Origin of the sequence: Bacillus sp. CFBP9009 (genome assembly GCF_036541465.1) — a bacterium.
In the GTDB taxonomy this organism is placed as follows: domain Bacteria; phylum Bacillota; class Bacilli; order Bacillales; family DSM-1321; genus Peribacillus.
Genome location: NZ_JAZHFU010000015.1, coordinates 1 through 13994 on the forward strand (window position 1 = coordinate 1; position 13994 = coordinate 13994).

A 13994-nucleotide genomic window follows, 5' to 3' on the forward strand; every position below is an offset into this window, starting at 1 on the left:
CCTCTGATTTACTGCTCCCCAAATCTAGTTCTGTTGGGTTATCACTTTTTGTCGCTAAATTTCCGACACGATAAATGGCATTATTGTCTTGCAAGGCTGGTGAATGGACTCTAATATGTAACCCTTCCAATGGGTTTTTTTCATCGAGTTCTTCGATTCCTATGACCGGACGATCTTCAATGTCTTTTGCAATGACATTTGGTATATATAGTTCAGACTCTAGCTTTCCAAAAATAGCTTTAATTGCATCATTTCCTACGTCTATTGCTGCGATTCTAGAACTCATCTAAAAACATCCCCTTTTTCATAAAAAAATTTAAGTGGAGCACTCTATTAAGCATAGAAAAGGTTTCTATATTAGTCAATGCTTCATAAGTTGTAGCTTTATTTGTCGAATTGTATTCATTTGTGTACACATTAGGAACAAATATGTACACACGTTATATATAGCCATGTGTACTCATTTGTAAACATGTTTATTTTTTTGTATACAAACCAACTATTTTTGTTTACATGTGTACAATATTGCAAACAAACAAAAAAACTAACTCTTAATAACCTTCTTCATATAAAAGAAAGCGTAAAAAAGGAGAATTTGGTCATGGTAATAAATTGGACAAACCACTAATGAAACGTATGAAGATATTAAAATCACCGAAAAAAATACAGAACTTCCTCAATATCCGTAGCCATATTGGCGCAGCACTTTATCCTTCCTTCGTTTTCTAAGCTAGAAACAGATATAACAACTGATGTCTTAATTGTTGGTGGCGGAATTACGGGTATCACTTCAGCTTATCTATTAGCCAAGCAAGGTGTGAAAGCCACATTCATTGAGGCAGATGAGACCCTTAATGGAACAACAGGCCACACAACCGCAAAAATCACGGTCCAGCACGGCTTGATTTACGACCAATTTATTACTGATCACAGTGAGGAATAGGCCAGACTATACTATATGAGGCCAACACTGAAGGAACGGAGCTATCAAAGGATTGATAGAAGAACATTCTATTGAATGTACAAGATGCTTATGTATACGCAAATACTAATGTTTGGTCCTCCTCTGATTTACTGCTCCCCAAATCTAGTTCTGTTGGGTTATCACTTTTTGTCGCTAAATTTCCGACACGATAAATGGCATTATTGTCTTGCAAGGCTGATGAATGGACTCTAATATGTATCCCTTCCAAGGTTTTTTTACATCGAGTTCTTCGATTCCTATGACTGGCCGATCTTTATGTCTTTTGCAATGACATTTGGTATATATAGTTTTAGGCTCTAGCTTTCCAAAAATAGTTTTAATTGCATCATTTCCTACGTCTACTGCTGCGATTCTAGAACTCATCTAAAAACATCCCCTTTTTCATAGAAAAAATTAGGTGGAGCACTCTCGATAGAAGAGATTTCTATAATTAGTCGATGCTTCATAAGCTGTAGCTTTATTTTCATTTGTCGAATTGTATTCATTTTTGTATACATTAGGAACAAACATGTATACACCTTATATATAGCCATGTGTACGCATTTGTAAACATATATACATATTTGTGTACAACCTATCTATTTTTGTTTACATGTATACATAATTGTAAACAAACCAAATAATGTATTTTTTTAATCTTTATTCTTACAAAAATAAGCGTATAAATAGCGGATTTGGGTATGGTAATAAATGGACAATTCAACAAATGAACTGTATGGAGGTATTCAAATGACTGAAAAAAATACAGACCTTCCCCGATTTCCGGAACCTTATTGGCGCAGTGAGTTAACTTTCCCTTCTTTTTCTAAACTAGATACAGACATAACCACTGATGTCTTAATAGTGGGCGGCGGAATTACCGGAATCACATCTGCGTATCTACTAGCTAAACAAGGTGTTAAAGTCACACTGATTGAAGCAGGCGAAATCCTTACTGGAACGACAGGACACACTACAGCAAAAATCACGGCCCAGCATGGCCTGATATACGACCAGTTGATCACTGACCATGGTGAAGAGAATGCCAAACTTTATTATGAAGCCAATACAGATGGAATGAAGCTTATCAAAGACTTGGTAGAAGAACATTCCATAGAATGTAATTTGACTGCACAGGATGCCTATGTGTACGCAAATACTGAGGAATATAAAAGCAAAATTCAAAATGAATTGAAAGCCTATCAAAAACTCGGCATTCGGGGGGATTATGCGGAGAATATCCCTTTCTCCATTCCTTGTAAAGCTGCTGTGATAATGAAAGACCAAGCACAGTTTCACCCGTTAAAATACTTAACTGCCCTCATTTCGACAATTCTCGAAAGCGGAGGCACCATTTATGAACGGACAACGGCAATGAAGATTGAAGACGGCGATCCACCGACCGTTCTGACGGATACGGGACATACAATCAAAAGCAATCAGGTCATTGTTGCTTCCCACTTCCCCTTTAATGATGAAATGGGCTTATACTTTGCCCGTGTTCATGTAAAAAGATCCTATGTACTTGGAATCAGGACTGAACAGGAATATCCCGGTGGGATGTATTACAGTGCCGACAGCCCTACCCGCTCCCTTCGCTATACGGAGTTGGACAATGGAGAAAAACTTATACTTGTTGGCGGAGATGGCCATAAAACAGGACAGGGAATCTCGACGATCGAGCATTATGAAGCACTGAAGGACTTCAGTTCCCAGTATTTCGATGTGAAAGACATTCCCTACCGCTGGTCGGCACAGGATATTGTGACACCGGATAATATCCCCTTCGTCGGTCCGGTGACACCCAATCATCAAAACGTTCTGATAGCTACCGGCTATGCGAAATGGGGAATGACGAATGGATCGATTGCCGCCAAGATCTTAACTGACCGGATTTTGCAAATAGATAACCGGTATGCGGAATTGTATGATCCTGCCCGTTTAAAAGGCGTGAAGAATATGGTACAAGATAATGCTGATGTGGCGAAGCATCTGATCAAGGGAAAATTGGCCGTCATTCAAAAAACGCCGGAAGACTTAGGAATTGATGAAGGAGCAATCGTGAAGGTGAATGGAGACAAAGCTGGGTGTTACCGTGATCATGATGGCCAGCTTCATATCGTTGATTCCACATGTACACACATGGGATGTGAAGTTGCCTGGAATAGCGGCGACCGTACTTGGGATTGCCCATGCCATGGCTCACGCTACTCTATCGCTGGTGAAGTGTTAAATGGCCCTGCTGTCGAACCATTGAAAAAAATTCGCTAAGTGCCAATTTGTGATTTAATCTAATAGTCGACTGGGCCCGCCGTTTTCCTTATACTGAAGTTACTGCATGATTGAATGGTTGCAAATAACTCTAAAAAGGATTGAATTGAACATGAACGGTAAAAACCGGAAAGATATTACCCCAGGTGCCTCTGTGGACATTATACTTAAAGCAGATCAACGCACCGGAAAACTGACAAGCGGCACTGTAAAAGATATTTTAACCAACTCCAGCACTCACCCTCATGGAATTAAAGTAAGGTTGACTGATGGGCAGGTTGGCAGGGTTCAAGTCATTCATAAGTAATGCGCACTCGGTCTTGGCCGAGTGTTTTTTTATGATCATTCGACCGAATTAATGACGATGGGGATATTTCAATCATGTTTCCCGTTCATAATTCGTACAATAGGGGTGAGATTATCTCTTTAAAAAGGCTGGTGTCAAAATGAATCAAAAATACAATGCCCCCGAAAGGGATTATTACCGCAATGATGAACATACATTGAAAGTTTCCGGCTCAGAGACGCTATCTGCTGCTCCGGATCAAGCCACGATCACCCTTGGAGTCATAACAGAGGATAAGGATCCGCAAAAGGCACAGCAAGCCAATTCCCAAGCAATCGCAAATGTCATCGCATCACTTAAATCCACAGGCATTCCCGAAGAGCAATTGAAAACGAGTGATTACAGAATCGATCCACAATATGATTATATTGACGGAAAGGAATTGTTCAAGAACTACAAAGTCCAGCACATCATACAAGCCCAAACGTCCGACATCGAGAAAATAGGCAGCATAATCGACACGGCCGTCAGAAGCGGCGCCAATTCAATCACCAGCATCCGCTTCTCTTTATCCAATCCAGATGCATACTATAACCAGGCACTTTCTCTCGCTTTAAAAAATGCATACGAAAAAGCACTCTCCATGGCTCGAACACTGGGAATCTCATTGAACCCAGTCCCTAATCAGGTTGAAGAGCTATCTGAAACGGCAACCCCAATGCTTTACCAAACAAGTACATTTTCAAAAATGGCGACTACCCCGATTCAGCCTGGTGAATTGAACATTACTGCCTCAGTAAGGGTGGAGTACACGTACTAGCACTCACTAAATTCCATCCTAAAAACCCCCCTTGGCAAACCAAAGGGGGGTTTTTCACTTTAAAAGACTACCGTTTTATTTTCATGAACAAGAACGCGGTCCTCCAAATGCCATTTAACGGCACGTGCCAGCACCCTGCGTTCAGCTGAACGACCGATTTTCTTCATATCCCCGGCAGAATCACGATGGTCCACACGTTCAATATCCTGCTCGATGATTGGACCTTCATCCAAATCATTCGTCACATAATGGGAAGTCGCCCCTATCAGCTTAACACCTCTGTCATAAGCTCGTTCATAAGGCCGGGCTCCAATGAAGGCAGGTAAAAATGAATGATGGATATTGATGATTCTGTTTGGATGGGCCGCTACGAAGTCCGGCGTCAATATCTGCATATACCTAGCCAATACAATAAGGTCCACCTTGAATTCTTCCAGAAGTCCAAGCTGTTTAGTCTCCACTTCCTTACGTATATCCTTATTGGCAGGAATGTAATAAAACGGGATGCCCATCGATTCGACAATTTCCCTCGTATCTTCATGATTGCTGATGACTAGCGCAATATCAGCCAATAAATCGCCGCTCTGCCACTCCCATAGCAATTCCAGAAGGCAATGAGGTTCCTTGGAAACGAAGATGGCCGTCCTCTTCAGATCACTGACATGGTTAAATGTCCATTGCATCGAGAATGCTGTCGAAACTTCCTGGAATGCCAGTTGCATATCCGCTGCCTTATCCTTCAATCCTGGACAATCGAACTCGATCCTGGTGAAAAAGGTACCGCCCTCAGGATTCATCGAATACTGACTCAATTCAACAATATTTGCATCATATTCTTTAAGAAAAGCCGTAACTGTCGAAACAATTCCCGGCTGGTCCGGACATTTTATAATCAAACGGCCTCTATCTTGATTTCTTTCGCGAAATTCCTGTAACTGCTCTTGCACAAAGTTGCTCACCATTTTCCCAACTGCCCTTCTTCTATTTTGCTATATTATACTTCAATTCATGGCCAAAATTAAAGTCAGTCAATCAATTCGGGATTTTGTTGGTAGCCACCAAGGTCCTTGTCTGAAATCCTTCACTACTCTCAACGATGCAAAATTACATATAGTTGAATATGAGAAACAAGATGAATTATTAAAGAAAGTAGTATTACGATAGAACAATAAACGGAAAAATTAGATTTACTGTTCTAAGTTGCATATGTAAATATAATAAAAAATACCTACTTACATCCAAATAGGCTGATTAAAAGAACCCCTACACAATAAGATAGTAACAGACAATCCATAAACAAATAGCTTTAATTAAACGCGAAACCATTCTCCCTTCCACTTTTCATCATCTTATAATTCTATTCACAAGGTCTTGCGCCGTAATTCCTTTACTTTCTCTAAATAACAAATATTTCGATAACTAATTTTCTACTTTATAAAGATTAAGAAAGTTCCAAAAATGAAATCAGTCATTTATATATTGAAACTCTAAAAGGCTTTACGCGTGTTACTTTTGGAATAAGTATAATTTTTATGTGAAAACTTCATTAATCATGAAAATTATACTATTAATATAAAAAGGAGAAAAAAAGATGAATAGTGTATTTAAAAAAACAATAGCAGGTCTTCTTACTGGTAGCATGCTACTTACCTTTATTACAACAACATCTTATTCTGAAACAACGCCAAATTCGGAAGCACAGTCGCAAAATCATTATGTACAAATTAGTCCTGATGACATATTGATACCCTTAGTTTCAAACCCTTCGCTGAGCTCACCTGGAATAATAGAACCAAGAGTAATAAATCCAAATTATTCGAGAATGAATCCACCTATTGTAGAGGCGTATTCAAATAATAATGGTACTAATACAGGGTATATGAATATTAGCTGGGAACCCATATTAGGAGCTACTGGTTATCAATTGATTTTTTTCAACGGTCATAAACACCAATATATAACAGTAGGAAAAGACGTAACATCTTGGTCTTCTCAAGATAAAGCTATATTTCCAAAAGAAGATCATATTGAAGTAGGTAATATAAATTTTAGAAATGACAAAACCGGACAAGATTTCCCAATTGATCCAAGTGTATTATACAAGAAAGCGTATGAATTGTACGGAGGGGTAAATTACTCTAGTATGTCTCATTACTATGTTCGTATAACTGCACTTCACGATGACGGAGCACATCCTATCTCTTATGCAACCCCTGCTATGATTCCTTTAGATACACCTAGTGGCATTAAGGGCATTAATGAAATAACAGATAACTCTCAAGGGTCAATTAGCTTAACATGGAATCCAGTTAAAAATGCTACAGGTTATAAAGTATGGATATTTAACGGAAAAGAATTTGAAAGTTTTGATGTAGGGTCAGAAACAACATGGTCTACAATGAACAAAAAGTTATGGCCTACAAACGAAGAAATTGTAGACGGGAGATATGAATTACATATAGATGAAACCGGTACAGAGTTACCTTTAGATCCTTCTTCACTATATAAAAATTCTGGAAACCTTTATAGTGATAACATAAACTATTGGTTTAGAGTAACTGCTTATAATGACAAAAATAATGTTTCTTACTTTTCAAGTCCATATGTCTCTACATTTATGGAAGAATTACCTGGAGATATGTTAGAGAATGTAGGAGAGGAAGATGATACTCTTTCTGAGTTTTTAGGAGAGGATTATCCTGAATATAGTGACATTACCCAAGTGCAACCTAGAATAGGACCAATTATCCGTTTTGTTATCGTTGGTGGTGCTAAGGTTGGAAAACATGTTTATAAGTCTATTAAATATGCACCTAAATATCCAGCTGGCTTTAAAGCAGTGCAAAATGGAACGAAGAATGTTACTGTTAAAGATAAAAAATTGCTAAGTGAGCTAAGACAAATTGAATCTGGGGATTGGAAAAAAGTATATAAAGACGGCTATATAAAAGGAAAGAAAGCATCCATTCATTATTTCCAAAGTAAATCAGGTTTAGTGTTTGACGTTAAAACAAAACAAGGATGGAGTGTGAAAAAATAAAATGGTTACCTTAAAATTAAAAACTAAAGAGAAAGAACATATGGAGAAAGCTATACTTTTGTTAATCTTGGGAATAACAACTGGGTTAAAGAAACAAATAATTACTATAGATGAAGGTGAAAAACTAATTTTCAGTCCTTATGTTATAGATTTATTAAGTGATTATAATTTAGATCCCAATATTGTTGATTTAATACATCTGGGAACAGAATTAGAAGATATACTTTCTATAATACCTGAAACACTTAATAATAAGTTTGAAGAAATACATGTCAATACTTTATCTGTACTTGAGCAGAAAAAGCGATTTCAATTAACAGAACATTTGTTGGATGTGTAAATATTATTTAATACCAAACTCGAGATTGTTATGTAAGTTAAAACAACTAGTGGGTCCTTCAACTTATATGCATTCTAAGGAGAAATAATATGAAAACCTTTAGTCCAATAGGAGCTTTAATAGCAATAGTTATAATAACTTTAATAGGCTTTCTTCATTTTAAAATTGCAAGAAAATTCAAAAGATAAGACAAGGTTTTAAATGTGACAAATTGGGATAAGCCGCTAAAATTAGCTGCTCATTCTTTTTTTTTGCAAATAATCTCCCATTACAAGTATCGCTATGCCTAGTAAAATAGTAATTACAATTATAGTAGCATTTATACTCTCTATTATATTCAAAGATTTAAATAGTATAGGAACTAATAAAACCATAAGTCCGAGTAATTTAAGCAAGAAATACTTTTTCATTTTTTACTTTCCCCTTTGTTTTTGTCATCGTTCCAAGCCATAAGTTCAAACCATAAATAACATTTGCTATTGTATTAGTCGCTGAACTTGAGACTCCGCCCCCTAGTTAATGGATTTACTTTATTGCAAATCAATTGATTTTTAATCTTCCTTCTCTTGAGTTTGATACATGGGCTTTAAATGAAGCATCAGCTTTTTAATTCAGCCCGAATTGTAATAATTTAATCGTATATAAAAGGAACTTGTTATACATTCCTACTTTGGAACAATGTGTTTCATTTTTGAGTAAATAAAGAGAAAGTGATGATATGAAATGAGGGTATTTTATTCCATGAGTCACTAGTTCTACTTTAGTAACACTTGCAAAATCAAATGGAGTTTCCTTTGAATAAAGCTATCCTCTATTCATATTTCATAGGTTTTAATCGCGGAAAAGTCGGCCTGATCACGGTCGACTTTTTTTTATTGAAATAGAAGTGACCTAGGTATGAGAATGAAAAGATACCATTAGTTCTCATCCTCTATTAATAGGCACTATCATTCTTCCAATAAATAACTGGTGAATTTAAAGGAAATGAAGGCAAAGGCCGAGAACCTTTATGAAATGCATAGTGAAGGGGGATTCTTGAATGAAATGTCGGCATGATCTGGACAACCTTTTTTATTTCAGTTTTATTTTCCTTAGTTAATAAGGTTATTCACTGCCTCATAAGGGTATAGACCATTCTATTAGTTTTTTTCAAAGGGGGAAATGAAATTATCATGAAATCATCAGTTACATTCATTGTATCCATTCTGGCTGTTCTTGGTCTTCTGTCCGGCTGTGCTGAAAAGGACCAGCTGGAGGACGGGAGTAAGCTGATCAATGAGGACCAGTTTGTTTTCGCTGCCTCAGGTGAATTCAAGCCATTCAGTTATGTCAATGATGACATGACCGTAACCGGGTTCGATATTGAAGTTGGCGATGCAATTGCAAAAGAACTCGACCTAGAACCAGTGCCTAAACGGATAAAGTTCAAAGGTATCGTGGAAGGTGTTAAAACCGGTCGGGCAGATGCCGCGGTTGCCAGTCATACAATCAATGAACAACGAAGTAAACATGTTGCCTTCTCGACCCCTTATTACTACTCAGGTCCTCAAATTTTCGTCCGTTCGGATAGTGATATTAAAACGGTTGAAGATTTAAAGGGTAAGGAAGTTGCGGCTTCTAAAGGCTCCACGTACGCAACCACAGCAGAAAAATATACAACCAATGTAAAAACCTATGACAGTGATATCACCGCCCTGAAAGCATTGAGCGGAGGACGTCATGATGCCGTCATCACCGACTTCGTAACCGGCAAGGAAGCGACCAAGGAAGGTTTCGACATCGAAGGAAGGCAATTGATCGAACGAAGCGAGCAGGCCATCGTATTGCCTAACGACAACCCTCAGCTGCTTGCACGCATCAACGAAGCACTTGAAAACCTCCGGGAAGATGGAACTCTTGCGGAAATCAGCAAAAAATACTTTGGTGAGGACATCACAACTAAGCCTGAATAAAGATTGATAGAAAGGGAGTCATTACATTGCCAAGTTTTTCACATTTTTTTGATACATTATTTAGCTCCTCGGACGTATTCATCCGAGCCATGCTCCTCACATTGGAACTGACGGTAGTCTCCATATTGGTAGGTATCGTCATCGGGTTGCTATTTGCACTTTTAAAAATATCCAATATAAAAATTCTTGCATGGATTTCAGATACATATGTATTCCTGGTACGTGGAACACCTTTAATCGTACAGATATTCATACTCTATTTCGGTATCAGCAATCTCTTCTTACTGCCGGACTTCTGGGCGGCGTCACTTGCCCTGGCTTTCCATAATGGAGCTTATATCTCAGAGATTTTACGTGGTACGATTCAATCCATCGACAAAGGTCAAATGGAGGCCGGACGCTCCCTTGGCATGAGCAATTCGCTCACCTTAAGGAGAATCATCTTGCCTCAAGCCTTCCGCCGCGCATTGCCGCCGCTTGGCAACCAATTCATCATCGGGCTGAAGGATTCATCACTGGCAGCCTTCATATCCATGAATGAGCTGTTTAATGTGGCGACTACGTTAGGCTCGAATAATTTTGATGAAATGACTTATTTATTGATTGTAGCAGTCTACTACTTGATTCTAGTGGCTTTCCTGACCATTATCGTCAATTTATTCGAAAAGAAACTGTCCATTAGTGATCGATAGGGGGAATTGAAATGGAACAAAAAGAAATGATTCGGATAAGGAATTTAAATAAATCGTATGGAAATCTGCATGTACTTAAAGATATTGATATGAAGGTACTCGATAGCGATGTTGTTTGTCTGATCGGACCGAGTGGTTCCGGAAAAAGCACCCTGCTCCGCTGTTTGAATTATTTAGAGAAGAAAGACAGCGGCCAAATCCTCATTGAAGGAACGGAAATCAATCCGGGTACCCATGATATTAATAAAATTCGAGAGAAAGTCGGAATGGTATTTCAGCATTTTTACCTTTTTCCTCATATGACCGTACTGGAAAATGTCATCGAAGCACCGATACATGTCAAAAAGGTCCCTAAGGCCCAAGCGATTGAAGAAGCAAAGTCATTGCTTGCCAAAGTCGGTTTATCAGATAAAGCGGATGTCTATCCAAGCAAGCTTTCAGGTGGGCAGAAACAGCGTGTTGCCATAGCCCGCGCCCTTGCCATGAAGCCTGATATCCTGCTCTTTGATGAGCCCACCTCGGCTCTGGATCCCGAACTTGTCGGGGAAGTTCTTGCCACGATGAAGGAACTTGCCTTGGAAGGGATGACAATGGTAGTCGTTACACATGAAATGAGCTTTGCACGTGAAGTCGGGGATTGGATTGTCTTCATGCATAATGGGAGGGTTGTCGAAAGCGGACCGCCAAAAGAATTCTTCACCAATCCAAAAGAAGAGCGTACAAAAGAATTTTTGCAAACGACAGTCTTTTGATTTTAATTCTAAAATCTGTCTGCTAGCGAGATTATAAGCAATACAGGCGTGAATTCCTGTATTGCTTTTTTTGAATGCAAAACGATTTATTGGTTTCTTTAATATCCAGTTAGGTAGTTCCCTAAATTACATGATTAAAGTTTCAGGGATATTTCCGCTCTGATTGTACAAACTAAATACTTGATGAATTGTTTCAGATAAACCCTGATTCCGGCTTGAACATGGAAAAATATCTGTATTTATGGTATATATACAGGTAAAATTAAAAGAAGTATATAAATGAAAGAGGTCGAATTCAGTTGGAAAATAACTCTTCGAATTTTATTAAAAATATTATAAAAGATGACCTAGAGTCCGGAAAACATGATCATGTCATCACCCGCTTCCCTCCTGAGCCGAACGGATATTTACATATCGGGCATGCCAAATCAATCATTTTGAATTTTGGGGTGGCTGATGATTTCAATGGGAAAACTAACCTTCGTTTCGATGATACGAATCCATTGAAAGAGGATATTGAGTTTGTAAACTCCATAAAGGAAGATGTAAAGTGGCTCGGTTACGACTGGGATAACCTTTTCTTCGCTTCCGACTATTTTGATGAAATGTATAAAAGAGCTGTGCTGCTCATCAATAAAGGACTGGCATATGTGGACGACCTTAATGCCGACCAAATCCGTGAATATCGCGGAACGCTGACAGAGCCGGGGAAAGACAGCCCCTACCGCAATAGAACCGTTGAGGAAAATCTTGAACTATTTGAAAAGATGCGCAGCGGCGAATTCGAAAACGGCGCAAAAGTCTTGCGTGCAAAAATCGATATGAGCTCACCTAACATTAATTTGCGTGATCCCGTTATATACCGTATCTCCCATACTGAACACCATAATACCGGCAACAAATGGTGCATCTACCCAATGTATGCCTTTGCCCACCCAATTGAAGATGCCATCGAAGGAGTCACACACTCCATTTGTACGCTTGAGTTCGAAGATCAACGACCTCTTTATGACTGGATCGTTGAAAATTGTGAAATGGAAAGCAAACCAAAACAATATGAATTTGGCCGTCTTAACCTGACCAATACAGTAATGAGCAAGCGAAAACTGAAGCAGCTTGTCGATGAGGGCTTCGTGGACGGCTGGGACGACCCGCGGATGCCTACTGTTTCAGGCTTGCGGAGACGCGGGTATACACCCGAAGCGATTCGTGCATTCTGCCAAGAGATAGGTGTCGCCAAAACAAGCGGTGTCGTGGACTCTCAGATGCTTGATCATTTCGTACGGGAAGACTTAAAGCTGAAGGCTCCACGGACTATGGCTATCCTGAACCCGCTTAAAGTGGTCATCACCAACTATCCGGAAGGCGAGATAGAGTGGCTGGATGCCGAGGTCAATCCGGAAGTTCCGGAAATGGGCACACGCCAAATCCCGTTTTCACGTGAAATATATATCGAACAGGACGATTTCATGGAAAACCCGCCGAAAAAGTATTTCCGACTTTTCCCGGGCAATGAAGTCCGTTTGAAACATGCTTATTTCATTAAATGTGAAGAAGTGATAAAAGACGATGCCGGTAACGTCATTGAACTTCGCTGCACATACGATATTGAAACAAAAAGCGGATCTGGCTTCACTGGCCGTAAAGTGAAAGGTACATTGCACTGGGTCGAAGCTTCACAAGCCGTTTCAGCGGAATTCCGCAACTATCAGCCTTTAATCTTGGATAAGGAAGATGATGAAGAGGAAGAAAAATCATTCCTGGACCGGGTAAACCCTGATTCTATAGAAATTTTACAAGGATTTGTCGAGCCTAACATGAAAGATGTTAAGCCTCAGGATAAATTCCAATTCTTCAGGCATGGCTATTATAATGTTGATTCAAAACTCACTGCGGCCGATCACTTGGTCTTCAACCAAATCGTCGGGTTGAAAAGTTCATTCAAGTTATAGAATCACGAAAAAGAACCAGATTCCTAATGGGATCTGGTTCTTTTTCATTTTCTGCACCCTTATATCATTTTTTCTCGTAAAGTTTGATCCCTTGCTTGGAAAGGGCCTGTTTAAGAGTACTATGTGTCGAAACCTGACTAAAATCAAGACCTAACTGAATCGATGTCTGGGCCACTTCAGGACGAATCCCGGAAATGGTCGATTGAATGCCTAACAGGTTCAGGGTACTTATCAATTGATAGATCTGTTGGGCAACCATCGTATCCAAAAGGGAGACCCCCGATAAATCGATGAATAAGTGTGTGATATTTTTGCTAATGCATTTGCTTGGAGTCCCATTCAAAATTTCCTTTGCCCGATAGGTATCGATTTCACCGATTAACGGCAATACCGCAATGGCATCAACAATGGGAATGACAGGTGCGCCCAGTTCATTAATCAGCTCCTGTTGTGCAAGGAGTCGTTCTTTTGTCAAAAGGTAATACTGCTCAGTGAACTCACGGTTCAATTGATCGAAGGCACGATTAATAAGCCGGCTCCAACGGATGATTGTATCCTTCGTTATCTTCGTATCCATAAGCATATAATCAGTGATGAAGGCCCAATATGTTTCGCGAACCTTATTAAGCGCTTCCAACACTTCGTAAATAGGGGTGTCCGATTCAACCCTGCTCTTCGCAACAAGTGTGGCCCACTGCTCCATCGTTTCAATAAAAGCAGTTTTATCTTCAAGTAAAGCACTGGTCACTGTCTTGATCGTCAATGTATTCTGTTCCTTAAGCAGCTTTTCGATTTCCTCATTAGAATCTATTGAATAGATGGATCCAGACTGCTTTTCCCTTAAAGCCAGCCAGTTTTCCGTAATCTTGGATGAGTTATCAAGGATATATCGATATAAATGTTCATCTATTTTATCCATTAGTGT

At 39.2% G+C, this 13994-nt stretch carries 13 protein-coding genes and 2 pseudogenes; 10 read left to right on the plus strand and 5 right to left on the minus strand.

Translation table 11 applies throughout. The features are described from left to right. Nucleotides 1-286, minus strand: a pseudogene (locus V3595_RS23225) (ParM/StbA family protein); the annotation flags it as partial. 408 nt (nt 287-694) lie between these two features. Between V3595_RS23225 and V3595_RS23230 the strand changes: the two are divergent. Further along, complete coding sequence (locus tag V3595_RS23230; protein WP_485909958.1) at nt 695-943, plus strand: FAD-dependent oxidoreductase; 249 nt, start codon at nt 695-697, stop codon at nt 941-943. Between the two features lie 91 nt (nt 944-1034). Here the strand turns inward: V3595_RS23230 and V3595_RS23235 are convergent. Then, a pseudogene (locus tag V3595_RS23235) lies at nt 1035-1348 on the minus strand (ParM/StbA family protein); the annotation flags it as partial. 366 nt (nt 1349-1714) lie between these two features. On the opposite strand from V3595_RS23235, the gene V3595_RS23240 reads away from it, so the two are divergent. From V3595_RS23240 to V3595_RS23250, 3 genes are all read left to right on the plus strand, one after another. Then, nucleotides 1715-3235: an FAD-dependent oxidoreductase gene (locus tag V3595_RS23240; protein ID WP_485909960.1), complete on the plus strand. Its 1521-nt coding sequence runs from the start codon at nt 1715-1717 to the stop codon at nt 3233-3235. Nucleotides 3236-3347: 112 nt separating this feature from the next. After that, the gene (locus V3595_RS23245; RefSeq protein ID WP_485910058.1) at nt 3348-3542 is read left to right on the plus strand and encodes a YwbE family protein; all 195 of its coding nucleotides are present in this window, start codon (nt 3348-3350) and stop codon (nt 3540-3542) included. Between the two features lie 139 nt (nt 3543-3681). Further along, nucleotides 3682-4341: an SIMPL domain-containing protein gene (locus V3595_RS23250; protein ID WP_485909962.1), complete on the plus strand. Its 660-nt coding sequence runs from the start codon at nt 3682-3684 to the stop codon at nt 4339-4341. Between the two features lie 59 nt (nt 4342-4400). Here V3595_RS23250 and purU read toward each other — a convergent pair whose 3' ends face one another. Beyond that, a complete protein-coding gene (purU, locus tag V3595_RS23255) occupies nt 4401-5300 on the minus strand; it encodes a formyltetrahydrofolate deformylase (RefSeq protein ID WP_063596083.1) in 900 nt (299 codons plus the stop codon). A 632-nt stretch (nt 5301-5932) separates the two neighbouring features. Between purU and V3595_RS23260 the strand changes: the two genes are divergently transcribed. Together V3595_RS23260 and V3595_RS23265 are read left to right on the plus strand one after the other, a co-directional pair. After that, nucleotides 5933-7381, plus strand: coding sequence for a hypothetical protein (locus V3595_RS23260; RefSeq protein ID WP_485909964.1), 1449 nt, complete (start codon nt 5933-5935; stop codon nt 7379-7381). A 40-nt stretch (nt 7382-7421) separates the two neighbouring features. After that, a complete protein-coding gene (locus V3595_RS23265; protein ID WP_323596424.1) occupies nt 7422-7721 on the plus strand; it encodes a DUF3969 family protein in 300 nt (99 codons plus the stop codon). 230 nt (nt 7722-7951) lie between these two features. Here V3595_RS23265 and V3595_RS23270 read toward each other — a convergent pair whose 3' ends face one another. Beyond that, nucleotides 7952-8131: a hypothetical protein gene (locus V3595_RS23270; protein ID WP_485909966.1), complete on the minus strand. Its 180-nt coding sequence runs from the start codon at nt 8129-8131 to the stop codon at nt 7952-7954. Nucleotides 8132-8893: 762 nt separating this feature from the next. Between V3595_RS23270 and V3595_RS23275 the strand changes: the two genes are divergently transcribed. The 4 genes from V3595_RS23275 (at nt 8894) to V3595_RS23290 (ending at nt 13069) form a co-directional block, all read left to right on the plus strand. After that, nucleotides 8894-9673 carry a transporter substrate-binding domain-containing protein gene (locus V3595_RS23275; protein WP_127777595.1) on the plus strand — a complete coding sequence of 260 codons (780 nt, stop codon included), beginning with the start codon at nt 8894-8896 and terminating at the stop codon, nt 9671-9673. Between the two features lie 26 nt (nt 9674-9699). Then, on the plus strand, nt 9700-10365 hold the full coding sequence (locus V3595_RS23280; protein ID WP_048685680.1) for an amino acid ABC transporter permease: 666 nt from the start codon (nt 9700-9702) through the stop codon (nt 10363-10365). 11 nt (nt 10366-10376) lie between these two features. Next, nucleotides 10377-11117: an amino acid ABC transporter ATP-binding protein gene (locus V3595_RS23285; RefSeq protein ID WP_137017749.1), complete on the plus strand. Its 741-nt coding sequence runs from the start codon at nt 10377-10379 to the stop codon at nt 11115-11117. A 299-nt stretch (nt 11118-11416) separates the two neighbouring features. Beyond that, complete coding sequence (locus tag V3595_RS23290) at nt 11417-13069, plus strand: glutamine--tRNA ligase/YqeY domain fusion protein (protein ID WP_137017750.1); 1653 nt, start codon at nt 11417-11419, stop codon at nt 13067-13069. A gap of 64 nt (nt 13070-13133) precedes the next feature. Here V3595_RS23290 and V3595_RS23295 read toward each other — a convergent pair whose 3' ends face one another. Beyond that, on the minus strand, nt 13134-13988 hold the full coding sequence (locus tag V3595_RS23295) for an STAS domain-containing protein (protein ID WP_137017751.1): 855 nt from the start codon (nt 13986-13988) through the stop codon (nt 13134-13136). Between the last annotated feature and the right edge of the window lie 6 nt (nt 13989-13994).